Origin of the sequence: Brevibacillus parabrevis (assembly GCF_022701015.1) — a bacterium.
In the GTDB taxonomy this organism is placed as follows: Bacteria; Bacillota; Bacilli; order Brevibacillales; family Brevibacillaceae; genus Brevibacillus; species Brevibacillus parabrevis.
Genome location: NZ_CP064090.1, coordinates 5,416,512 through 5,437,793, shown reverse-complemented (window position 1 = coordinate 5,437,793; position 21,282 = coordinate 5,416,512). Strand labels below are relative to the sequence as shown.

The 21,282-nt window shown below is 53.3% G+C and carries 21 protein-coding genes; 14 read left to right on the top strand and 7 right to left on the bottom strand.

Features of this window, described 5'->3' with window-relative positions; genetic code table 11:
* Positions 1–42: 42 nt before the first annotated feature.
* Positions 43–924 carry a LysR family transcriptional regulator gene (locus IRJ17_RS25000; RefSeq protein WP_122963031.1) on the bottom strand — a complete coding sequence of 294 codons (882 nt, stop codon included), beginning with the start codon at positions 922–924 and terminating at the stop codon, positions 43–45.
* 147 nt (positions 925–1,071) lie between these two features.
* Between IRJ17_RS25000 and IRJ17_RS24995 the strand changes: the two genes are divergently transcribed.
* The 3 genes from IRJ17_RS24995 (at position 1,072) to IRJ17_RS24985 (ending at position 4,036) form a co-directional block, all read left to right on the top strand.
* Complete coding sequence (locus IRJ17_RS24995; RefSeq protein ID WP_242772226.1) at positions 1,072–2,304, top strand: MFS transporter; 1,233 nt, start codon at positions 1,072–1,074, stop codon at positions 2,302–2,304.
* A gap of 620 nt (positions 2,305–2,924) precedes the next feature.
* Entirely contained in the window at positions 2,925–3,140 is a 216-nt protein-coding gene (locus IRJ17_RS24990) for a hypothetical protein (RefSeq protein ID WP_242772224.1), read from the top strand.
* Positions 3,141–3,205: 65 nt separating this feature from the next.
* Positions 3,206–4,036, top strand: a complete 831-nt coding sequence (locus tag IRJ17_RS24985; protein ID WP_122963035.1) for a prohibitin family protein — start codon at positions 3,206–3,208, stop codon at positions 4,034–4,036.
* A 70-nt stretch (positions 4,037–4,106) separates the two neighbouring features.
* On the opposite strand, the gene IRJ17_RS24980 is transcribed toward IRJ17_RS24985, so the two are convergent.
* Together IRJ17_RS24980 and IRJ17_RS24975 are read right to left on the bottom strand one after the other, a co-directional pair.
* Entirely contained in the window at positions 4,107–4,496 is a 390-nt protein-coding gene (locus IRJ17_RS24980) for a VOC family protein (protein ID WP_063228603.1), read from the bottom strand.
* Positions 4,497–4,516: 20 nt separating this feature from the next.
* Entirely contained in the window at positions 4,517–5,380 is an 864-nt protein-coding gene (locus tag IRJ17_RS24975) for an S-layer homology domain-containing protein (protein WP_242772222.1), read from the bottom strand.
* Between the two features lie 187 nt (positions 5,381–5,567).
* Here IRJ17_RS24975 and IRJ17_RS24970 point away from each other — a divergent pair, with 187 nt between their 5' ends.
* A complete protein-coding gene (locus IRJ17_RS24970; protein ID WP_122963037.1) occupies positions 5,568–6,017 on the top strand; it encodes a DinB family protein in 450 nt (149 codons plus the stop codon).
* On the opposite strand, the gene IRJ17_RS24965 is transcribed toward IRJ17_RS24970, so the two are convergent.
* Entirely contained in the window at positions 6,014–6,835 is an 822-nt protein-coding gene (locus tag IRJ17_RS24965; protein WP_242772221.1) for an MBL fold metallo-hydrolase, read from the bottom strand. The two genes, IRJ17_RS24970 and IRJ17_RS24965, sit on opposite strands and share 4 nt — an antisense overlap.
* Before the next feature lie 174 nt (positions 6,836–7,009).
* On the opposite strand from IRJ17_RS24965, the gene hrpB reads away from it, so the two are divergent.
* On the top strand, positions 7,010–9,532 hold the full coding sequence (hrpB, locus tag IRJ17_RS24960) for an ATP-dependent helicase HrpB (protein WP_242772220.1): 2,523 nt from the start codon (positions 7,010–7,012) through the stop codon (positions 9,530–9,532).
* Between the two features lie 156 nt (positions 9,533–9,688).
* On the opposite strand, the gene bluB is transcribed toward hrpB, so the two are convergent.
* Positions 9,689–10,372, bottom strand: a complete 684-nt coding sequence (gene bluB / locus IRJ17_RS24955; RefSeq protein ID WP_063228607.1) for a 5,6-dimethylbenzimidazole synthase — start codon at positions 10,370–10,372, stop codon at positions 9,689–9,691.
* A gap of 139 nt (positions 10,373–10,511) precedes the next feature.
* Between bluB and IRJ17_RS24950 the strand changes: the two genes are divergently transcribed.
* The 6 genes from IRJ17_RS24950 (at position 10,512) to IRJ17_RS24925 (ending at position 16,600) form a co-directional block, all read left to right on the top strand.
* Positions 10,512–11,195 (top strand): response regulator transcription factor, encoded by a 684-nt coding sequence (locus IRJ17_RS24950; RefSeq protein ID WP_122963040.1) that lies wholly within the window; start codon positions 10,512–10,514, stop codon positions 11,193–11,195.
* Positions 11,188–12,594 carry a HAMP domain-containing sensor histidine kinase gene (locus tag IRJ17_RS24945; RefSeq protein WP_122963041.1) on the top strand — a complete coding sequence of 469 codons (1,407 nt, stop codon included), beginning with the start codon at positions 11,188–11,190 and terminating at the stop codon, positions 12,592–12,594. The genes IRJ17_RS24950 and IRJ17_RS24945 overlap by 8 nt, the downstream gene beginning before the upstream one ends.
* A gap of 159 nt (positions 12,595–12,753) precedes the next feature.
* The gene (locus IRJ17_RS24940; protein WP_173598390.1) at positions 12,754–14,391 is read left to right on the top strand and encodes an efflux RND transporter periplasmic adaptor subunit; all 1,638 of its coding nucleotides are present in this window, start codon (positions 12,754–12,756) and stop codon (positions 14,389–14,391) included.
* A 3-nt stretch (positions 14,392–14,394) separates the two neighbouring features.
* Positions 14,395–15,117, top strand: coding sequence for an ABC transporter ATP-binding protein (locus IRJ17_RS24935; protein ID WP_122963043.1), 723 nt, complete (start codon positions 14,395–14,397; stop codon positions 15,115–15,117).
* A complete protein-coding gene (locus IRJ17_RS24930) occupies positions 15,114–16,331 on the top strand; it encodes an ABC transporter permease (RefSeq protein ID WP_122963044.1) in 1,218 nt (405 codons plus the stop codon). The genes IRJ17_RS24935 and IRJ17_RS24930 overlap by 4 nt, the downstream gene beginning before the upstream one ends.
* A 53-nt stretch (positions 16,332–16,384) precedes the next feature.
* The gene (locus tag IRJ17_RS24925; protein WP_063228613.1) at positions 16,385–16,600 is read left to right on the top strand and encodes a hypothetical protein; all 216 of its coding nucleotides are present in this window, start codon (positions 16,385–16,387) and stop codon (positions 16,598–16,600) included.
* 405 nt (positions 16,601–17,005) lie between these two features.
* Here IRJ17_RS24925 and IRJ17_RS24920 read toward each other — a convergent pair whose 3' ends face one another.
* Positions 17,006–17,338 carry a protein kinase family protein gene (locus tag IRJ17_RS24920; protein WP_173596155.1) on the bottom strand — a complete coding sequence of 111 codons (333 nt, stop codon included), beginning with the start codon at positions 17,336–17,338 and terminating at the stop codon, positions 17,006–17,008.
* A 235-nt stretch (positions 17,339–17,573) separates the two neighbouring features.
* On the opposite strand from IRJ17_RS24920, the gene IRJ17_RS24915 reads away from it, so the two are divergent.
* Genes IRJ17_RS24915 through mscL form a run of 3 tightly spaced genes read left to right on the top strand, consistent with a single transcriptional unit; the run spans position 17,574 to position 19,828 of the window.
* Positions 17,574–18,422: a nucleoside hydrolase gene (locus IRJ17_RS24915; protein ID WP_242772219.1), complete on the top strand. Its 849-nt coding sequence runs from the start codon at positions 17,574–17,576 to the stop codon at positions 18,420–18,422.
* Complete coding sequence (locus IRJ17_RS24910; protein WP_242772218.1) at positions 18,419–19,351, top strand: nucleoside hydrolase; 933 nt, start codon at positions 18,419–18,421, stop codon at positions 19,349–19,351. The genes IRJ17_RS24915 and IRJ17_RS24910 overlap by 4 nt, the downstream gene beginning before the upstream one ends.
* 12 nt (positions 19,352–19,363) lie before the next feature.
* A complete protein-coding gene (gene mscL / locus IRJ17_RS24905; protein WP_063228617.1) occupies positions 19,364–19,828 on the top strand; it encodes a large-conductance mechanosensitive channel protein MscL in 465 nt (154 codons plus the stop codon).
* 355 nt (positions 19,829–20,183) lie between these two features.
* Here the strand turns inward: mscL and IRJ17_RS24900 are convergent, their stop codons facing one another.
* Positions 20,184–21,242: a hypothetical protein gene (locus IRJ17_RS24900; RefSeq protein WP_173596158.1), complete on the bottom strand. Its 1,059-nt coding sequence runs from the start codon at positions 21,240–21,242 to the stop codon at positions 20,184–20,186.
* Between the last annotated feature and the right edge of the window lie 40 nt (positions 21,243–21,282).

Below are 21,282 nucleotides of genomic sequence, written 5' to 3'. Positions count from 1 at the left end.
AGACCCTCGGAGCACAGCCTACAGTCCGAGGGTCTTTTTCCGTCATTTCCTGAATGTGTCCAGGACAAATTCCTTGAAGCGCACGGCAGCAGGAGACAAGTAGCCGCCCTGGACCTGGGCCATGCCGATGACGCGCTGGCATTTCGGGCTGCTGATGCGGATTTGCGCGATTTTGCTTTTGTCGATGCCCCGCAAATCGGGCAGCAAGGACACGCCGAGTCCCGCCGAAACCAGCCCTGCTACGGTGGCTGCTTCTTCGCCTTCGAAGGTCACTCGCGGGACTACACCCAGCTGCTCAAACAACTGGTCTGTCGTTCGCCGCAGGGCGTAGCCCTTTTTCAAAAAGATGAACGACTCCTCGGCAATTTCCGCGAGCAGGATGCTCTCCCGTTCAGCCAGCGGATGTCCGAGCGGAACGATGGCAAACAGTTCTTCGCTCCAGAGCGGCGTCCACAAAATCGGCAGCTTGGTTTCGGTCGGTTCCGCCAACAGGCACAAATCCAGCTCGCCGGCGTCGAGATGCGCAAGCAGCGAGTAGCTGTGATTTTGGATCATGGTGAAGCTGATCGAGGGCGACTTGGCGCGGAAAGAACCGATCAGGTCGGGAATCAGGCTGGTGCCGAGCGTGTGCAAAAAGCCAAGCGCCACTTCCCCGTGATCGGGATGAACGAGATCGCGAAGCTCCTGTTTTCCGTCCTCAAATTCCTTGAGAATCCGGTTGACGCGCTTTAAAAAAAGCTGGCCGTAGCGATTGAGCATAATCGTCCGCCCTTGTCGCTCAAAAAGCGGGACGCCAAGCTCCTCCTCCAGCCGGGCGATGGAGCGGCTAAGCGCAGGCTGGGAAAGCGACATGGCTTCCGCTGCGCGGGTGACGTGCTGGATGCGGGCGAGTGTCTGAAAGTATTCGAGCTGTTGCCATTCCATGGAAGCAACCTCCCTGTATGACGCTGATCTGTCGTCAATTCATTACTTTGGTGCATCAAAATTATGATTACAATAAATTATACATTATGAATTGTCAATGATAGTATAACAGTGAAGCGGGGAGAAACACGGGGAGGTTTTACCATCATGGGACACATCAAGCAAGGCACAGCCACTTTTCGCAAGACGAACCTGGCGTTTTTTGCAGCGGGTTTCAATACGTTTGCCATTTTGTACAGCACGCAGCCATTAATGCCTGAATTTACAAAAGAATTTGGCATTTCGCCGACGATGGCAAGCTTGTCGCTTTCGCTGACGACGATCTCTCTTTCGATCAGCATGCTGATTTTCGGGACGGTGTCCGAAGTGTGGGGGCGCAAGCCGGTGATGATCAGCTCGATGCTGGCGGCGTCGCTCTTGTCGATTTTGACGGCATGCAGCACTTCCTACGAGACTTTACTTCTGTACCGCATTATTCAAGGAATTTCATTGGGAGGACTCCCTTCGATCGCCATGGCTTATCTCGGAGAAGAGATGGAACCGAAAAGTCTCGGTGTGGCGATGGGACTATACATCAGCGGGAACTCGCTTGGAGCGGTGTGCGGGCGGATTCTCTCCGGGACGCTCACGGACTTGTTCAACTGGCACGTGGCAATGGGGACAATCAGCCTGATGAGCCTGGTAGCCACACTGGTTTTCTGGATGAGCTTGCCCGCCTCGCAAAATTTTCACGCGCGTGCTCCCGAGCTGCGCAAGCTGGCAGGCTCGATGCTCGCCCACTTGCGGGATCCGGCTCTGCTTTGTCTGTTTGGCATCGGATTTTTGAGCCTTGGCAGCAATGTCGCGCTCTACAACTATATCGGGTATGTGCTGACTGCGCCGCCCTACTCGCTCAGCCAAACGCTCGTAGGCTGGATCTTCATCGTCTTTCTCGTCGGGATGTTCGCTTCCGTCTGGATGGTGAAGCTGGCTGAGAAGTTCGGGCGGACGAAAATGCTGCTCGTCTCTTTGTTGCTGACGCTGATTGGCGCATGCCTGACGCTCGATGCGCATTTGGCTGTCATCGTCGCGGGCCTGCCGATTCTCACCTTTGGCTTTTTCGGCAGCCACTCCATCGCGAGCGGCTGGGTAGGCAAGCGCGCAACCCACGACAAGGCGCAAGCGTCTTCGCTCTACTTGTTCTTTTATTACGCAGGCTCCAGCATTGGCGGGACGATGGGAGGACTTTTCTGGTCTTCGCTCGGCTGGGGTGGCGTCGTCGCGATGATCGCCGGATTCATGGCCGTAGCCTTCGTGTTTGCCGCAAAATTGTCCAAAGCGATAGCCATTCCGGCGCCTCCGGTTTTGGAGAAGAAGTGGTCGGTGGCGAAGATGAAGTGATAATGAGGAAAAGCCCCAACGGCTTGTTGGGGCTTTTTCTTATGAACTGCGATTCCTCGTAACACTTATCACTGCCGCTAAGTAAAGAATCGCAGCAACGATCGCTCTTAGGAACGAGCGGTCACCAGTGTCATTATTGTAAATGGAAACGGACGCCATTACCACGATGTGGCCAAGTATGTAAACCAATAGGCCGTACAGAAGTTTTTTCCACATAAGGGACCATCCTTTTTCATAATCAAAGCTGTCGTAATCAGGGGATGCCATCTCTATATCTGCAAGGTATTGTACGGTTGAGTGATGGCTGGTGGGTTTCTTTTCGGCTGCAAATACAAGGGCGCTTTTTGCTGCAATTATTTTCCTTTTCATTATATACCAGGAAATTCCGAATGAATATAATTACAAGAAGAAGTGCGAGAAGATCGATAAAAACCTCAGACATAGGACGCTTTGTACTGCCGGAGCAACGAGATTCAGGAAAAAAGAGTCGGGAACCGCTCGGGATTGCAAGGGGGAGAGAGATAGGGGTTCACAAACTCGGTAAAAACGTTCAATATTAGCACCATATACGAGAAGACGACAATATCCAATTCTATTCATCCCGAAAGGACTTGATCAAAATGACCCTAGGCGGTTTTCAAAGCGGCTTTTCAGCCAGAAAAGTGCCGCGCTCGGAGGTGAAGTGGGAGCAGTTCCTCATGTGCAGTCACGGGTGCGCGGAAGTCATCCAGCTGATCTCCTACGTATCGGGCGAGGTTGAGTTTGAGTTGTGCAAAATCGAGGCGGAGCGAATGGGCAAAGTGCTGCTTGAAGCTGCGAAGACAGAAAGTTTTTGAAACTTCTGGGCCGCTGATCCGTACGTATGTAAGAAGAGAACCGATTACAAAAGGGGAGGCGGAACATGAGCGAAAATCAGGGAGTAAAAATGAGTCCCTTCCAAGCTGGGGGGAAGCTGATCGTCACGATTCTCGTACTTGTCGTTTTGGTCTTGCTCGGGACCCAATCGTTTACCATCATATCAGCTGGTCACAGCGGCGTCGTTTTGCAGCTCGGTGCTGTCCAGCCAAAAGTTTTGCAGGAAGGCATGCACTTCAAAATTCCTTTTATCCAAACGATCGTTCCGATGGAGGTGCGGGTGCAAAAATCGGAGACGAGTCAAACGTCCGCTTCGCGTGACTTGCAAACCGTATCGACGACCATCGCGGTCAACCACCACCTGGACAGCGACAACGTGAACAAACTGTACCAGCAAGTAGGTTTGGAGTACAACAGCCGCATCGTCGACCCGGCTATCGCCGAGGCTTTGAAGGCGGTTACGGCGCAGTACACGGCAGAAGAACTCATTTCCAAGCGTTCCGAAGTGAGCAACAAAGTCAAAGAAGTTTTGCGGCAAAAGCTGTCCACGTACAATATCATTCTGGATGAAATCAACATTCGCGAATTTACGTTCAGCGATGAATTTAACCGCGCAATCGAGTCGAAGCAAGTGGCGGAGCAGCAAGCGCTCAAATCGAAGCTCGACCTGGAGCGGATCAAAATCGAGAAAGAGCAGGAAATCACGCGAGCGCAGGCACAGGCCGAAGCTTTGCGCCTGCAAAAACAAGAAGTGACGCCGGAGCTGATCCAGCTCAGACAGATCGAAGCACAGCTGGAAGCGATCCGCAAATGGGACGGCAAGCTGCCGAACGTCACGGGAGGCGCCACTCCGTTTATCAACGTGGGGAATCAATAACGACCAAACGAAAAGACCATCGGGCTACAGTCGGCCAGATGGTCTTTTTTTTTTTGCAGTGAAAAGCTTGTTAGCGGGTGCTTTCAAACAACTCCAGCCACTCGCCATCCGGTCCGCGGAAAAACATGTAGCGGGAGCCGTTGGGGAGAGTGGTGATCGCCTCGTCGATAAAGGAGACGTCAAGCTGTTTGAGCCGCGCGATTTCTTCTTCCAGGTTGTCCACAGCGAGTGCGAGATGATGAACTTTGCCCTCTACAGGCAGAGAGTCGTTGTAGCCGTGGATCAGCTCCAGCTCGGTTTCCGGGCGGCCGGGGAAGCCGAGGAAAGCGAGCGTGATAACTTGGTTGGAGTGCACCAAGGTGCCTTTTAGCTCCATGCCAATCACGTTCGTATAAAAAGCGATGGACGCATCCAAATCTTTTACCATCAAGCCGACGTGCTCGATTTTTTTGATCGCCACTTTGATTTCCCCCGTTACATTTATTTGCTGGAATACTTCGCAAGCGCTCCGGTTTGCTTCAGGCGCAAGTACAGCCTGTGCAAAATCGTGACCGCTTCCGCACGAGTCAGCATGTCTTGTGCCTCAAATTCTCCGTTGTAGGCTGTCATGATGCCTGTTTTTTGCAAGAGAGCGAGATCGCTGGCGACAATGCCGCTGTAATCATCCGGGATGTGCAGTTCATTGCCGTCTTTGGCGAACAACAGAGGAAACAGCAGGTTCGTTTTATTGCCCACGTTTTCGTCGTAGCGCCCATCCTCTTGAAGGGGATGGCCCATAAACAGCTCGTCATCTGAGTAAGAGCTGACGACTATGGGAACATCGCGCATGGCAGAAACGATCTGATACACTTCTTCGTTGGACAGATCCTCCTCCGCCAGCATGAACAGCGGGAGAAGGTTGACCGCTCCGATGCGATTCAGCTTGGCGTCAGGGTAGAACAGATACCCTTTCGGAGAGGATTGGACGGCATTCCACCAGGAGATGTTGATGAGCGAGCTGATTTCTTTGTACGCCCAATGATTGCTAGGAACATCGGCAAATTGCTTGATCGAATAGCTGTTATCGTTCGAACCTTGACCAGAGCTGTTCGATCGGTAGCGATCAAACAGCCGATAAATCATCACGGTCATCTCCGCTTTGTCTACGAATCTCCCTGGCTTGAAGGTGCCATCTGGATAGCCGCTGATCACGCCTTTTCCGACCATAAAGGAAATGGCGTCCTCCGCCCAGCCGTACTCCGCGGAATTGACGTCGGAAAAACGTGTGGCAGCCTGCGCGGGAGCTGATGTTGCCAGAACAGTGCCAAAAATGAAAACAAAAAATAGCCAGAGCTTTCTTCTCATGTTGCCTCCTGTGCTGATCGCGTTTGGCGAGGATCATACGGGTATGGAATCAGTGCTTCTTTCTAGTATATCGCCTGAACGAAAAAAAGGAAGACTTCACCAATACCGATGACGGCCATCGAACTCTTCTATTGGTGCAGACGGGCCGGATCTGATAGGGTGAAAAGAAAGCAGAGGAGGAATGAGCATGGAGCAACAAATTGCTAGGCTGGAAAAACATTTGCTTGCCGTTTCCCAAACATTTCAGCAGATCGGAGAGGAGAAGGCGGCAAGCCGTCCTGCTCCCGGGAAGTGGTCCGCCAAGGAAATTTTGGGTCATTTGTGCGATTCGGCGATCAACAATTTGCCCCGATTTGTCCGGGCACAGACTGAACAGCCGTATGTGCTTATTCCGTATCAGCAGGATGAATGGGTGAAGGCGCAGGCGTACCAGCAGCGGACCGTTGAAGAGATTGTTCAGCTCTACAGCAGCATGAACCGCGCGATCATCACCGTGATCTCCGTCATGCCAGCATCCGCCTACGACCATTCATGTACGACTGCCGATGGCACAGCCGTGAGCTTGCAGTGGCTGGTGCAAGATTACGTGGAGCACATGGAGCACCACCTCGACCAGTTGCAGAGGCAAATCAGCTAGATTAGCGATGACGGCTCGCTGCTTCCTTGATCCGAGAGCACAGAAGTAACGATGTGCCGGGAGTCGAACTCACCTTCCGACAGTGCGATGATCGGAGATGTTTTTGCAAAAAGCTTCGAATGGATCTCTGCGGCAGTCAGTCCTTGCTGGTGCAAGTGCACAATCTCTCCCCGCAAATGGAGCAGGTCGTCCAGCTTGCGCGACAACAGAGCTTTTCCCTCGGGGATGTAACCCGCGTGCGCGCAGAACATGGCGCCAAAATCGCGTGTCAGCACCTGGCGAAGCGATTGGATCAGCAGCGGGATGGATTCGTCTTGCAAAATCACTTTCGTTTTCGTCCCGAGAAACAGGTCGCCAGAAAACAGGCGGCCTGTTTGTTTGTCAAAAAACGCGACGTGGTCATGCGCGTGTCCAGGGGTATGGATGACTTCCCAGTCGATGGAACGGGAATGAACAGTCTCTCCCAGAGGCTGTGCGGCAAAAGGCTCGCGCACTCCCCAAACCAATTGGCGATACAGCGGGTAGTCAGCTGGCTGCAAGCATTGCCCTACCCCTTTTTCATGGATGAAAATGGGCACGCCTTTGGTGCTGGCGATCCAGGCTGCGTTGCCGCTGTGATCTTCATGGCTGTGTGTCAAAACAACCGCGTCGAACGAGGCTTGCGAAAAACAGTCGATCAAATCAGTGGCAAGTGATTGCGGGCCAGTATCGATCATCATGCCGTCTGCCACATACACGCAAATGCCGGATTCGCGGCCAGCTCTTTTCACCACGCCTTCCAGGCACAAAACATTTTCATGCTGATGGACTTCTACCACGTTAACACCCCCGTATTTTCTTCATCCTGCTGCCAGATCCGCTTCCGCCCTGCAGTGAACGTATGCTCATTATACTATTGAATGATTATTCAGTCATTTGGCAATCTCTTTTCCTGTCGCTCCAATCGTGTATGATGATTACAGAATGGATTTGGACATGAGGTGAAACACAGCATGGCATTGCCTATTGATACCGTGCTGCCGCAGTTGATCGAGACGCTTGCGGCAAGCAACAGCGCGGTGCTGGTCGCAGCTCCAGGCGCGGGAAAGACGACCAGAGTGCCGCTTGCTTTTCTGGAGCAGGCGTGGCTGTCCAACAAGCGCATTCTCATGCTGGAGCCAAGGCGTCTGGCAGCCCGTTCGGCGGCGGGTTACATGGCGCGCAAGCTGGGAGAACAAGTAGGGGAGACGGTCGGCTATCGGGTCAAGCACGATACGCGAATCGGCCCGAACACGCGGATTGAGGTCATTACGGAGGGTGTCCTGACACGCATGCTTCAGGACGATCCGGGTCTGGAAGCTGTCGGTCTGCTTATTTTTGACGAGTTTCACGAGCGCAGCTTGCATGCCGACCTCGGACTTGCCCTCAGTCTTCAGACGCAAAGCCTGTTTCGCCCCGACCTGCGCATTTTGGTCATGTCAGCGACGCTTGCGGCGGAGCCTGTCGCCCGGTTGCTCGGTGACGCTCCGATCATCGTCAGCGAGGGCAGGGCTTTTCCGGTCGAGACGCGCTTTTTGCCCAAACCGCTGAATGGTTCCGTGGAAGAAGAGATCGTCCGTCTCGCGCTCGCGGCGCTTATGCAGGATGAGGGAGACATGCTGGTATTTTTGCCGGGAGCCAAAGAAATTCGCACGACGCAAGCTCTGTTGGCGAAAAGTCAGCTTGGGGCACAGGTGCGCGTATGTCCGTTGTACGGAGCGCTTTCGCAGCAGGAGCAAGATCGGGCGTTGCGTCCCGGGCAGCCAGGAGAGCGCAAAATCGTGCTCGCGACTTCCATCGCGGAGACGAGCCTGACCGTAGAAGGCGTGCGGATTGTCATCGATAGCGGTTTGAAAAGGTATCCGCGCTTCTCTTCGCGCACCGGGATGACGCGACTGGAGACAGGGCGTGTATCGAGATCGTCCGCAGAACAGCGCATGGGCAGGGCGGGCAGGCTGGACACGGGCGTGTGCTATCGGTTGTGGACCGAGCAGGAAGACCGGATGCTTGCCGCGCACGATTCGCCGGAAATCATCGACGCTGACCTAGCGCCGCTTGCTTTGGAGCTTGCGGCTTGGGGCGTGAAGGATGTCGAGGAGCTGCAATGGCTGGATATCCCGCCAAAAGCGGCACTGGCCCAGGCGCAAGAGCTGCTTCAGCAGTTGGGAGCACTGGACGCTCATGGGCAAATAACGGCGCATGGCCGGGTGCTGGCCGGGATGGGACTGCATCCGAGGCTTGGGCAGATGATTCAGCGAGCAAGCGAGCTGGGACTGCTCGATTTGGCTTGCGAATTGGCTGTGCTGCTGGAAGAGCGGGATATCGTTCGCGGGAGAGGGGCTGCGGCTGACGCGGATATTGGCTCGCGAGTCGAACTTTTGCGGCTCGTGGCAGGAAATCGCGGGGAGGGCCGTTCTGTTCACGGACATGGGCTGCAAGTGGAAGAAGCCGTTTGCAGCAAGCTGTGGAACGACGCGGCGCAGTTGAAGCGGCAGTGGAGAAAAAGCGGGGAGCCAAAGACAAGCGTGAGCGGCGACATCAGCCAGACAGGCAGACTGCTGGCATTTGCTTATCCAGATCGGATCGCGCAGCGCAGGGGCGACGGGCGATATTTGTTGCGCAATGGCCGTGGAGCAGCGTTTGGGCTGGAGCAGCCACTGGCTTTTGCCCCGTATGTAGTAGCGCCGCTTCTTGACGATCAGGGAGTAGACAGCCGCATCATGCTGGCAGCGCAAATCGAAGAGAGCGAACTGCACCAGGACTGGGCCGGGCAGATCAGCGAAGAAACAGCCGTCTGGTGGGATCGTTCCGCTGGCGCTGTGCGGTCGCGTACCCGCAAGAAGCTCGGTGCGCTCATCTTAAAAGAGACGGCGGCAGACCGGGATGACGACGCCGTGTTGCACGCCTTGCTTACCGGCATCAGGACAGAGGGCCTGGCGATACTGCCATGGAGCCGTCACGCCCGCCAGCTCCGGGAGAGGTTGCAGTTCATGAGCGACCTGTTCCCGGAATGGCCTCGCGTCGATGACGAAGCTCTGCTCGCTACGCTGGAAGAATGGCTTGCGCCGCATGTGTACGGCATGCGAAAAAGAGACGAGCTGCAACAGCTGTCTCTGGCTGCCATTTTGGAAGGGATGCTCGGCTGGGACGAACGGCGACAACTGGACGAGTATGCGCCCACCCATGTGCGAGTTCCAAGCGGATCGAACATTCCCGTCGATTACAGCGATCCGGCTGCGCCCAGTCTGTTTGTCCGGCTACAGGAGCTGTTCGGCTGGCAAGACACGCCGCGCATCGGGCGTGGAAAAGTGCCGCTAACGCTTCACCTGCTGTCTCCGGCACAGCGTCCGGTGCAAGTGACGAAAGACTTGGCGAGTTTTTGGCAGCAAGCGTACTTCGAAGTGAAAAAAGACTTGAAAGGGCGCTACCCGAAGCATTACTGGCCGGACGACCCGCTGACGGCTGTTCCGACAAACAGGACGCGCCCGCAGAACTAACTCATCTGCTTGCGCTGCCAGCACGATCGGGTGATATTTCCCAATTTCGTAGTTCCATGTGAGCAAGTCGGCTTTTCGCTGAAACTTGCGGGCAGGGTAGTTACGTCAGGAACATACCGAGATTCACGTACTACCCTCCACTTTGATTGGGGCTGCCTAGTTTTCCGGCAGCCCTTTTTGTGCGTGCCGGGCACTTTCTCCCCAGCTGTTGCGATAGATCAGTTGTTGCAAGTCTTGCCGCTGTGCCCATTTGTGTAGCTCTAAAAGCGGCCGATCCGGGTAGTGGTCTGTATAGCCAATCGATAGCAAGGCAACCGGATCGATGTGCGGCGGGATGTGCAAAATGCGGCGGACGTCTGCTTTTTTGTAAAAGCTCACCCAGCCCATCGCCAAGTCTTCGGCATACGCTGCCAGCCACATGTTCTGGATGGCGCAGCTGACAGACATGATATCTGTCTCGGGGATGGAATTGCGTCCGAGGACGTGGTCGCCGCCCCGCGTCGGATCACAGGTGACGCAGATCGTAATGGGAGCTTCTTTGATCCCTTGAATTTTCAAGTCGAGAAAAGCCGATTCGCGGCCGGTTCCCTCGTAGTGGATCGCGAGCGCCCGACGTTCTTTGTCTGCACAGTCTGCCAGCTCCTGCTTGATTTGCTCATCCTCCACGAGAATGAAATTCCACGGCTGCATGAAGCCGACGGAAGGAGCGTGGTGAGCAGCGGCGAGAATCATGGCAACTTTTTCAGGCGGAACCGGGTCGCGGCGAAAAGTGCGAATATCCCGCCGATTGCTGATCGCCTTGTACAGTCCGGTTTTTTCTTCCTCGGTCAAACGTTTCATAAGTATAGCCTCCCCAAATCTACTACAGCTTTCTTCATTTTAATGCCAGTCTAGCTATTGATCTAGACATTTGCTTGACATATTCATGTCCTACGCTAGAGAGGGAAGACCTGTCGTTTTCGAGGGGAGAGAAAGTGCAATGACAAACATCTTGATCGTGGAAGACGAACTGCCCATCTCTCGGGTACTAAAAGCGTATCTGGAGAAGCATCAGTTCCAGGTCGAACAGGCTTTTACCGGAGACGAAGCCCAGAGCAAATTCGATGCCTTCAACCCGGCGCTGGTCCTTCTGGACGTCATGCTGCCAGGACGAAGCGGGTGGAGTCTCCTAGAATACATACGTTCCAAAAGTTCTTGTCCCGTCATCATGCTGACGGCACTCGGGCATATCGACAACAAGCTCGCCGGGCTGGAGCAAGGAGCCGACGATTACATTACCAAGCCGTTTATCGCGGATGAAGTCGTTGCGCGGGTCAAGGCTGTGCTTCGCCGCTCCAAGCAAATTATCGAGGGCGATCAGGTCAAGCAGTTTGGCAGTCTCAAAGTCGATTTCAAGGCGTACACGGTTACGTTGCATGGCATTGAGTTGGCGTTTACGCCGAAAGACTTGTCCCTGTTTTTGTTTCTCGCCCAATACAAAAACCAGACATTTACCCGCGAGCAGCTGATCGAGCAAGTGTGGGGGATGGATTACGAGGGAAGCGACCGGGCCGTCGATCTCGCCATCAAGCGGATTCGCCGATCGTTGGAGAACTGGCCGGCTTCTGAAGGGGAAATTCGCACGTACCGCGGCTTGGGTTACAAGCTATGTGTCTATGAGTGAGAAAAAGCGGATTACTTTGTTCCGGTATTGGACGACCCGGTATTTGATTACGCTTTGCATCGGCCTGTTGGTCATCGGTATCGCTTCCAGCTTCTGGATCAACTACAGCGAAAAGCAAAAGCGGCTCGACTTCATGCGCTTGATGGCGGCGGAAGTATCGGACCGCGTCGTGGATGCGGACGGAAAAGTCGTCATCTCGCCGTTTTTGTTCCGCCTGCTCGACAGTCGGCAAGAGTCGCTGCGCGTCAATTACAAACCGTTCATGGTCATTTTGGATGCCAATCATCGCGCCGTGTTTGGCGGGCGTGATCCGCTCAACTCTGAACTGCGGCGGATGGCCCAAGACCTGGTGGAAGCAGACGAAAGCATGTCACAGGTGAAGCTGGAACGCGGCGAAGAGTTGCTGTTCGTGAAAAAAAGCATCCGGGTCAACCAGCAAACTGTCGGCTGGGTCATGCTTTTTACCCCGAAGCAAGACTTGATGCGCAGCACGACCGAGTTTCAGTTGATGTTCATCATGCTGATCAGTCTCGGACTGCTCGGCTGGCTCGTCATCTATTTGTTGACGAAAAAGCTGTCTACCCCGATCAAGGACGTAGCAGACGCGGCCAAGCAAATCGTCATGGGCAACTACGAGATTCACTTCGAGAAAGACAGGCGCGAAGAGGAAATTGACGAGCTGATTCATTCGTTCAAGGAGATGGCTGATCGCTTGCGGCAGCTGGAGCTGATGCGCACCGAATTGCTGGCAGGAGTCACGCACGAGCTGAAAACGCCTGTCACGTCGATTAGCGGGCTGGTACAGGCGGTCAAGGATGATATCGTCAGCGGCGAGGAAGCCAAGGAATTTTTGGAGATATGCGCGAAGGAAACCGTACGCCTGCAAAAAATGGTGGAGGATTTGCTCGACTTCAATTCGTTTGCGGTCGGGGATATCCGCATTCGCCGCGAGCAGCAAAACATGTACGAGCTGGTGCAGGAAATTACGCACCAGTGGCAGATTATGCAGGAGGCGGAGCAGATCGAGCTGTCCATCCAGAAGCCAGCCGAACCGATCATCGTGAACACGGACCCGTTGCGTGTGCAGCAAATTTTGTACAATCTGCTGAACAATGCGGCACAAGCGATGGGCTCGCGAGGGAAGATCGACGTGTCGCTTTCGGTGGTCGGCGAAGAAATTCGCGTAGATGTCAAAGATACGGGGCAAGGAATCCCGGAGGCGGAGCAGCCACTGATTTTCGAGCGGTTTTACCGTGGCGAGGAAAAGAAGCAGGTCGTTCGCGGGCTGGGGCTGGGCTTGTCTTTTAGCAAAATGATCGCGCAGGCGCTCGGGGGCAAGCTGCTGCTTGCGGAAAGCTCCAAGGACGGCAGTACCTTCACCCTTGTTTTGCATCAATAACATAGGCTTGCCACAAGCGACCATGCCAAATCGGCTGGTCGTTTTTCACATCATTCCCATTCATCTGACTTATCCCTGACGTATTCGTTCCGTATATTGATCGCAACAGGGAAGACAAGGTGTTTCCCGCTTATTACGCACAAGGCAGGAGGATTTGATGTGACGCAATCGGAGAAGAAACGGACGTTGTTTTCGGCGGCGCGAAATAGCAAGAAGAAATGGCTCATCGCCGGACTGGCGGTCGCGGTGATCGCGGGAGGGGGCGTGTATGGATACAAAGCGTTTGTGACCCCTGAGCAGGCGCAAGCAGCTTTTCAGGTTGTCACGGTCCAAAAAGGCGACGTCTCCGAAACCGTGCTGGCATCCGGGACCGTTCAGGCTTCCAAGCGTTCCTCGCTATCGTTCTCAGACGCAGAGGACGCCAAAGATTCCATCTCGACCATCCAGGTGAAAATCGGTGACCAGGTCAAAGCGGGACAGGTGCTGGCAACGATGGATGATTCCGTGGCGAAAATCCAGGTGACGAATGCGCAGGCTAATCTGTTGTCCGCGCAAGCCAAGCTGGAAGATGCGCAAAAGCGCAAGAGCACAGCGGAAATTGCCTCGCTCCAGGCTGCGGTCACTCAAGCGAAAAGCGAGCTTGAGCTGGCCAAGCAAAACATCGACGGGAAAAAGGCGACAAACGATGTAGCGAAGGCCAAGGCCGCGCTCGAAAATGCGCAGAAGACATTTGACTCGCAAAAAGCGCTGTTTGCGGCAGGAGCCATCTCGCAGACCGAATACGACAACGCGAGTGACTCCCTGGAGCAAGCGAAGCGCGACTACAACTCCGCTACATTGACAGCCGGACAGACGACCTCGCAGTCCAGCGTCAAAGTCGATCAGGCGGAGGCAGCCTACCAGACGGCGCAAGAAGCTTTGAAAGAAGCGAATGAAGGCCCGGATTCTGCGACGATCCTCGCAGCGAAGGCAGCGGTAGAGCAGGCGAAAGCCGAGCTGCAAAAAGCGCAGAAGGCTTTGAATGCTGTGACACTGAAAGCGCCGATGGACGGGGTGATCGTTCAGTTGAATGGCAACGTAGGTGAAATTCCCGGTAATGATTTTATTATTATGGATAATTCCAACTCGGGTGACCTTGAGGTGCTGGCGCAAATCAGCCAGAGCGACATCGGAAAAGTAAAAGAAGGTCTGCCTGTGTCTTTTACGACCAGCTCTTATACGGATGATACTTTTACAGGCAAGGTCAAGCTGATTTACCCCGAGGCGAAAACCGATTCGGGTGTGACGAGCTATGATGTGCTGCTGTCTGTGGCAAACAAAGACAACAAGCTGAAGATCGGAATGACGATGAACGTGACGATTGAGCTTGGGACGCACAAGGATGTGCTCTACGTGCCAGCTGCTGCCCTGCAAACGCAAAACGGCAAGGACGGCGTCTACCTGATGGCCGGAGAGCGTTCGGGTACGGCGGCAAATGCAACCGCAACGGCTGCGCAGACTGAGACAAAAACGGAAGCTGCCGACAAGTCGCAAGAAAAGCCGAGAAGTGAGCGGGCCAACAGAATGGCGTCGATGCCGTACCATTTCACACCGATCAAAATCGGATTTTTTGCGGCGGATCGGGTAGAGGTTTTGGAAGGCTTGAAAGAAGGCGATCGGGTCGTCATCCCGGTCAGCACAAGCACAACCTCAACGTCCGCCAACTCGGGTAATATGCGCATGGGCGGAAGCGGATTCCCGGGGATGGGCGGAGGCTTCCCTAGCGGCGGAGGCGGCGTCCAGATGAGGGGTCGATAAAAGATGAGACCAGTCATTCAAATCGAAGACTTGAAGAAACAGTATCAGATTGGCGACCAGGAGATTATGGCTTTGCGGGGCGTCAGCCTGACGATTGACGAGGGCGACTTCGTGGCGATCATGGGGCCGTCCGGCTCAGGCAAGTCGTCGATGATGAACGTCATCGGCTGCCTCGATAAACCGACCTCGGGAGAGTTTTATTTGGACGGGCAGCCTGTGTCTTTGGCTCACGATGACGAGCTGGCTGTAATCCGCAATCAGAAGATCGGATTTGTTTTTCAAAATTTCAACTTGCTCCCGCGCACGACCGCGGTAGAAAACGTGGAGCTGCCGCTTCTGTACGGCGGTGCGTCAGCCAAAGAGCGGCGGGAGAGAGCGATCAAGGCACTCATCAGCGTAGGACTGGCCGAGCGGCTGAACAATAAGCCGAATGAGCTGTCTGGCGGCCAGCAGCAGCGGGTGTCGATTGCCCGGGCACTGGTCAACGATCCGGTTATCTTGCTCGCGGACGAACCGACGGGTGCATTGGATACGAAGACGAGCGAAGAGATCATGGGAATTTTCCAGCGGCTGAATGACGCAGGCAAGACGGTGATTCTCGTCACGCATGAGCCGGACATTGCCGAGTATGCCAAACGGATCGTCCGTTTTCGCGACGGTCAGATCATTTCCAATGAAGTGGTACAAGAGCGCAGAATAGCGCAGGCAGAGGAAGTGAGAACATGAGCTTGATTGAATGTGTACGTGTTTCGTTTCGCAGCATCCGGGCAAATGGCTTGCGCTCTGTGCTCACGATGCTGGGGATTATTATCGGGGTGGCAGCCGTTATTGCCATGGTTGCGATCGGGGAAGGAACGTCTTCTTCTGTCGCTTCCCAAATCAACGGACTGGGGAGCAATCTTTTGATCGTCTCGCCGGGACAGGCGACACAAGGCAGGGTAAGCCTCGGGGCCGGGTCGCTGAATACGCTGACGATGGCTGATGCCGAAGCGATCGCCGAGAACGATTCGGTCGCGGGAGTGGCACCGAGCGTCAACGGACGCGCGCAAATCGTCTGGGGAAGCAACAACTACTCCAGCTCACTGGAGGGAACGACTGCTGACTTCCTGCAAGTCCGCAATGCGGAAGTAGCGCAGGGACGCTTTTTCTCGAACTTCGAGGTGACGAGGCAGTTCAACGTGGCTGTCGTCGGGACCGAGGTCGTCAGCAATCTGTTCAAAAACGCGACGACAAACCCGATCGGGCAGACCGTTCAAATCAACCGGGTTCCTTTTACAATCATCGGGGTGTTGAAAAGTCAGGGCAGCTCGGGGATGACGAACAATGACGACAGAATCCTTATTCCGATTACGACCGCAATGAGCCGTCTGACGGGGGGCAAAAATGTCGGCACGATCTACGTGTCCGCTGCTTCCTCTGATGTCATGGACAAAGCGCAGCAAGACATCCGCCAGACGTTGCGCGCCAAACATAACTTGCGGCCGCAAAAAGAAGATGATTTCCGCATTACCTCCCAGTCCGACATTTTGAGCACAGCGCAGGAAGTGTCCAGCTCCATGACGGCGCTGTTGTCCGGCATTGCCGCGATCTCGCTTATTGTCGGCGGGATAGGCGTCATGAACATCATGCTGGTGTCCGTGACGGAGCGCACCCGGGAAATCGGCATTCGCAAGGCGATCGGAGCCAAGCGCCGAGACATTTTGCGCCAGTTTTTGATCGAGGCGGTCACTCTCAGCCTGATTGGCGGCATTTTAGGGATCGCCTTCGGTGTAGGGGCGGCGCTGTTGATCAGCAAGCTCGGATCGCTTTCGACCTCGATCAGTCTCACCCCGATTTTGTACGCCTTTTTGACCTCGTCATTGGTCGGCGTCATCTTCGGTGTCTATCCAGCGCGCAAGGCAGCCCAGTTAAAGCCGATCGATGCGCTGCGGTATGAGTAAGTGTGTATTTTTTCCAATCGGGGCATACTAGCTTCGGTGAGGTGTTTGTACAGATGGAGAAAAACGTCCAATTTTCCGTGTCGTGGCGAGAAGCAGTGCGCATCTTGAAACGGCTGAAAACGAGCAAATTGCGGTATGTTGTCAGGCAGCATGCGGGGAAAGCGGGCGTCGCCTTCGTCTTTCCGCGAGTCAGTGTCAGCCAATACGTCTATTTGTACATCATCTTTGGGCCGAGAGCTGCTGATGTGATGGACAAGGATACGAAGTAGCAGGGAATCCCTGATCGGATAGTCGGGTCAGGGGTTCGCTATTTTTCCGCTTTTTCTATCTATTTTCCCACTATTTCGCTATAAAACAAAACCTGACACTTTTCGATAGAAGAGTTTCATAGTACAATTCCAATATGAACGAACTTGGGGAAGTTCGGGATGGCGGTACCCAAACTGTGCAGGAGGGCCGCCTACTTTTTTTCAAGAGCGGGCGAATGTGGCTTTGCAGGTGGATAGAACAGGTTTTTTTGCCTAAACATACAGCTAGACCCGATAGGTACTTGGATATACAATAATCGTATTCACGTGAATACTTCCGTACTACCCTTCCCAGGAGCATATCCTGGGTTTTTTGTTGTCCAAAAACAGCAAACAGCCACCCGAAGTTGCTCATCTGGCTGGCTGTTACGATGCGGGTGTCTTGGGGGAAAAGCTGCCTTTCAACAGGGCGTCAATCAACTGCTCCTGTGAGAGCGAAATAGAGATTCCGGGATCGGGAAGATCGGCGTGAAAACAGTCTTCCTTGTGCAAATACCAGAGGGAGCCTGTTGGCTGAAGAAGATAGAGGCGGATGTTTTCCCGGCGTTGCCGCCCAGTTTTGGCGATGTCCCGCAAAGCGGTAAAAAGCTCGCCCCACACGGGTAAATAAGGCTTTGTTTTGGATTGGATAATCGCGCGAAGCAAATGCTGTTTGGCGAGGGAAATCGAGTCAGTCGGGTGGTTTTCCACAGAGGGCATGTCGCTTGCTCCTTTTGTGAAGATTGTCGAATCGCAGGAGAATGAGTATAACCTACAAAATGGAAGTTGACGAACTTTGTCGAATATAAAGATAAGTGTAAAATAGACTGCCTCGCGATGCAAGAGGATAGCTGGCGCAAGTGTGCTGACATTTGACGACTGCTGCCGATTTCGTTAGCATAAGTACAGCACATTTTGCAAAAAAAGACATAGACCAATGCGGGAGTTGAGAGCCATGGCATCAAAACAGCGGCTGCTGATCGATTTTAGCGGTGACTCCGATCAAGCGATAGGGCTGTTGTATGCACTACAGTCGCCAAAGGTTCAAGTGAGCGGAATTATCGTGAGCGATGCCGAGCCAGATCGCGGCATCCAGCTGGCACGCAGACTGGTAGATCAGGTTCGGCCAGGTGAAGAGATTCCTGTCATGGCAGGAACGCAACAGCCGCTATTTCGCGGGGAAGCCGATCGCGCGGCTGATTCCGTCATGACCAGTGAAGCGGTCACCTTTTTGACTGAGCTTGTGCCCGATCCGGACAACCCGCTCACGCTCGTTACTTTAGGGCGTCTGACGACCGTGGCGAAGGCGATTGCCAGAAAGCCTGAGTGGCTGCAAGCTGTGCAGCGAATCGTCGTGCGCGGGGGAGCGATCCGCGTGCCGGGAGATGTGACGGCTATTGCGGAAGCCAATTTGCATGCCGACCCGGAGGCTGCTGCTTTTGTTCTCGCTGCGAAAGGGCCGCTTTTGTTCGTTCCGCTTGATGCGACCGAATCGCTCGGCTTGACGGATGAACAGGCGGCGTTGTTGGCGAAAACGGTAAGGGGAACCACAGCCACTGGAAAAGCAGGCACTGTAAAAAGCGTGCTGGGAGCGATGATTGCGGCTGTAGCGCCTGAGCAGATCGAAACCGAGCGGCTGAAGCTGAGCATCGATTGCCACAGCCTACTGTCTCGCGGCGCTCTTATTGCCGACCTGCGGGCAAAGCCAAGTGCAGGAACAGATGCCGACGTCTGCATGGCGATACAATCCGAAGCGATCGAAACTTGGGTCTGGCAGCTGACGGAGGGGGAGGACAGAGCATGAAAAAGGTCATTCTGGACGTAGATACGGGAATCGATGACGCACTCGCGATCTCTTACGCCGTACATTCCCCTCATTTAGAAGTGTGCGGCATCAACACGACCTTCGGGAACATTACAGTGGAGGAAGCGACGAAAAATACGCTGCAAATGCTGGAGCTGCTCGGGGCTACCCACATACCTGTCTACCAGGGATCGTCTCGTCCGATCGTGCGCGAGCTGACGGGCAAGGCGAGGCTGTTTCACGGGGAAAACGGGCTTGGCAACGTTGTATTGCCTGAACCGACTGCAACTGCGCAGCCAGAGAGCGCCACGCAGTTTCTGATTTCGACGATCAAGGCGAATCCCCATCAAGTCACGCTGATCACGGTAGGCAGCATGACGAACCTCGCCCGGGCGATTATGGCGGCGCCAGAAATCGTGACACTCATCGAGCAGGTCGTCGTAATGGGCGGAGCGGTCAGTGTGCCCGGCAATCGCACTCCGGTCGCGGAAGCCAATATATGCGCCGACCCGGAAGCGGCTGCCTTTGTGTTTCAATCAGGCATCCCGCTGACGATGGTCGGACTGGATGTGACGATGCAGACGTTGCTCACCCGCGATCATCTGCGGGAATGGAGAGCGCTGGATACACCGCTTGCCCATGTGTTCGCTGATATGTGCCAGGTGTATATGGACGCGTATGCCACAGTCGGCAACCTGCGCGGCTGCGGCTTGCACGATCCGCTGGCGGTCGGCGTGGTGATCGACCCGACTTTCGTGAAAAAAGTGCCGATGCACGTCGAGGTGGATACGTCCGGCGGCGCGAGCGATGCCCGCACGATTGGCGACAGACGGGCCAATCCGGCCAAGCCTGCGAATGTGCAAGTGTGCCTGGAAGTAGACCACGAGCGGTTTGTCGAACATTTTTTGCAGCATGTACTGGGACATTAAGGAGGAATTTGCATGTTAAAAGAATTTAAAGAGTTTGCTTTAAAAGGCAATGTACTGGATCTCGCTATCGGGGTCGTCATCGGGGGAGCCTTCGGAAAAATCGTGACCTCGCTCGTAAACGACATCATTACGCCGTTAATCGGTCTGTTGCTGGGCAAAGTTGACTTTACCAATCTGTTTATTACGTTGAGCGGCGGAGATTTCCCTACGCTGGCGGAAGCCAAAAAAGGCGGAGCAGCGACGCTGAACTACGGACTTTTCCTTAATTCTGTCATCGATTTTCTGATTATCGCCTTCTCGATCTTCATCGTGATCAAACAGCTGAACCGCTTCAAGCGCAAGCAGGAAGTCGTTCAGGCGCCGGTAACAACCAAGGAGTGCCCGCACTGCATCACGTCCATTCCGATCAAGGCAACCCGCTGCCCGCATTGCACCTCCATGCTGGACGGGAACAAAGCTGCACTGGCGCACGAGTAAGCGAGAGTGTTCGTTGAAAATAAAGTTCTAGACTGGAGTTTTTGATCCTACGAAGTTCTTGGAGTAAAATACCTCCAGTCTCAGAAAAATAAATTTTAGACTGACCCCAATTAATGAAACAGCGGCGACCTAAGACCGGAAAATAAAGTCTTAGACTCGCCGCCGCTTTTTTAACTATCGATCCTGTCAGTGTAACAAAGATATCTTTACACTGCTATATCCGGATCAGACATTGAAAAATAATTCCCCATTGCTGCCCACATTTATGTTCTTGGGCAAGATTAGTACCTGTCCAGTACTTCCGGGAACCCCACTGATACCGAAGGTTCAGGTTGCCCCTTTAGAGGTGGGCGTCTCATTGCTTAATATTATCTACAAAATAGATCGCATCTTTATTAGATAGAACTAATCTATGCAGAAGTTCAAGCTTTTCCACGTCTCTAACATAAATAACAGCATTTTTTCCATCGCTGGATCTAGTAAAAACTTCTCCGGAGGTATAGTCAACATTAAGAATATCTTCGTCAGTCCCTTTGTGTATGATTTCAAAGGAAGGTCCGTTGTTGTCAAAAGAAATCTCTGCGATCATATCTGTTTTTGAATCGGCTTTTATCTCTAGGTCCACAAGGATTCGTTTCGGATCAAGCATCACATTCTTTTGATATTTCACTTCTTTGATGTTATTCGAAATTGACGTTAGATTAATTGGGTACGTATTAATCTTCAAATTACTATCTATCTCAACGATATCGCCATTTTTCATAAATAAGTAGAGTTTTTGATCTTCACTTGTGTAGGTGAAGTAAGCAGGAGTGTTCTCCATCTTGATTTCCTCTAAGAATTCGAAGTCTCGATTATATTTTTTTACGATACTGCTGTTCCCGTCATTAGCCCCTAGCACAATGACAAAATTATCTAGGGTCGTTAACGAATGTGCACTATAACCGTCTCCAATGCTCATGCATTTATTCTTTTTAATGTCACAGATCTCATTATTATCGTTTTTATCCAATGTGGTGATGATGTATTCGGATTGTTCGTCTTTGTAATATTTCTCAATATATTTATTTTGGTTTGTATCGATTAAGGTGATCTTTCGTGTTTCCGGATTGTACTCCATTACCTTAAAGTCATTGGAATAAGCACCGCTTGTAAAATAGTAATTGTTCAGATTGTAAAAGACGTCCGATGGCGCAAAATGATCATCTTTAATCGTTAGCTTATGTTTGACTTCCCCTTTTGCATCGACTTCCGCGATGTACCCTTCATCCTCAAAAGGCGACATGAAATGAAATAATAAGTACTCCCCTTTGTTCTGAGGAGAAAACGAGGCTACATCATCGATTTGTTGACTCGGTGTACATCCCCAAAGAAAAACTGATACCAGCAATAAATAAGCGAGAAAAACTCTCATTTCAATTCTCCTTTGACGCAGTTAAATAGTGTGAATGGCG

What these genes read in the sequence shown, in the direction of transcription:
- IRJ17_RS25000 (WP_122963031.1), bottom strand. Translation starts at nt 924, where the DNA reads ATGGAATGGCAACAGCTCGAATACTTTCAGACACTCGCCCGCATCCAG.
- IRJ17_RS24995 (WP_242772226.1), top strand. Translation starts at nt 1,072, where the DNA reads ATGGGACACATCAAGCAAGGCACAGCCACTTTTCGCAAGACGAACCTG.
- IRJ17_RS24990 (WP_242772224.1), top strand. Translation starts at nt 2,925, where the DNA reads ATGACCCTAGGCGGTTTTCAAAGCGGCTTTTCAGCCAGAAAAGTGCCG.
- IRJ17_RS24985 (WP_122963035.1), top strand. Translation starts at nt 3,206, where the DNA reads ATGAGCGAAAATCAGGGAGTAAAAATGAGTCCCTTCCAAGCTGGGGGG.
- IRJ17_RS24975 (WP_242772222.1), bottom strand. Translation starts at nt 5,380, where the DNA reads ATGAGAAGAAAGCTCTGGCTATTTTTTGTTTTCATTTTTGGCACTGTT.
- IRJ17_RS24970 (WP_122963037.1), top strand. Translation starts at nt 5,568, where the DNA reads ATGGAGCAACAAATTGCTAGGCTGGAAAAACATTTGCTTGCCGTTTCC.
- hrpB (WP_242772220.1), top strand. Translation starts at nt 7,010, where the DNA reads ATGGCATTGCCTATTGATACCGTGCTGCCGCAGTTGATCGAGACGCTT.
- bluB (WP_063228607.1), bottom strand. Translation starts at nt 10,372, where the DNA reads ATGAAACGTTTGACCGAGGAAGAAAAAACCGGACTGTACAAGGCGATC.
- IRJ17_RS24950 (WP_122963040.1), top strand. Translation starts at nt 10,512, where the DNA reads ATGACAAACATCTTGATCGTGGAAGACGAACTGCCCATCTCTCGGGTA.
- IRJ17_RS24945 (WP_122963041.1), top strand. Translation starts at nt 11,188, where the DNA reads ATGAGTGAGAAAAAGCGGATTACTTTGTTCCGGTATTGGACGACCCGG.
- IRJ17_RS24935 (WP_122963043.1), top strand. Translation starts at nt 14,395, where the DNA reads ATGAGACCAGTCATTCAAATCGAAGACTTGAAGAAACAGTATCAGATT.
- IRJ17_RS24930 (WP_122963044.1), top strand. Translation starts at nt 15,114, where the DNA reads ATGAGCTTGATTGAATGTGTACGTGTTTCGTTTCGCAGCATCCGGGCA.
- IRJ17_RS24925 (WP_063228613.1), top strand. Translation starts at nt 16,385, where the DNA reads ATGGAGAAAAACGTCCAATTTTCCGTGTCGTGGCGAGAAGCAGTGCGC.
- IRJ17_RS24920 (WP_173596155.1), bottom strand. Translation starts at nt 17,338, where the DNA reads ATGCCCTCTGTGGAAAACCACCCGACTGACTCGATTTCCCTCGCCAAA.
- IRJ17_RS24915 (WP_242772219.1), top strand. Translation starts at nt 17,574, where the DNA reads ATGGCATCAAAACAGCGGCTGCTGATCGATTTTAGCGGTGACTCCGAT.
- IRJ17_RS24910 (WP_242772218.1), top strand. Translation starts at nt 18,419, where the DNA reads ATGAAAAAGGTCATTCTGGACGTAGATACGGGAATCGATGACGCACTC.
- mscL (WP_063228617.1), top strand. Translation starts at nt 19,364, where the DNA reads ATGTTAAAAGAATTTAAAGAGTTTGCTTTAAAAGGCAATGTACTGGAT.
- IRJ17_RS24900 (WP_173596158.1), bottom strand. Translation starts at nt 21,242, where the DNA reads ATGAGAGTTTTTCTCGCTTATTTATTGCTGGTATCAGTTTTTCTTTGG.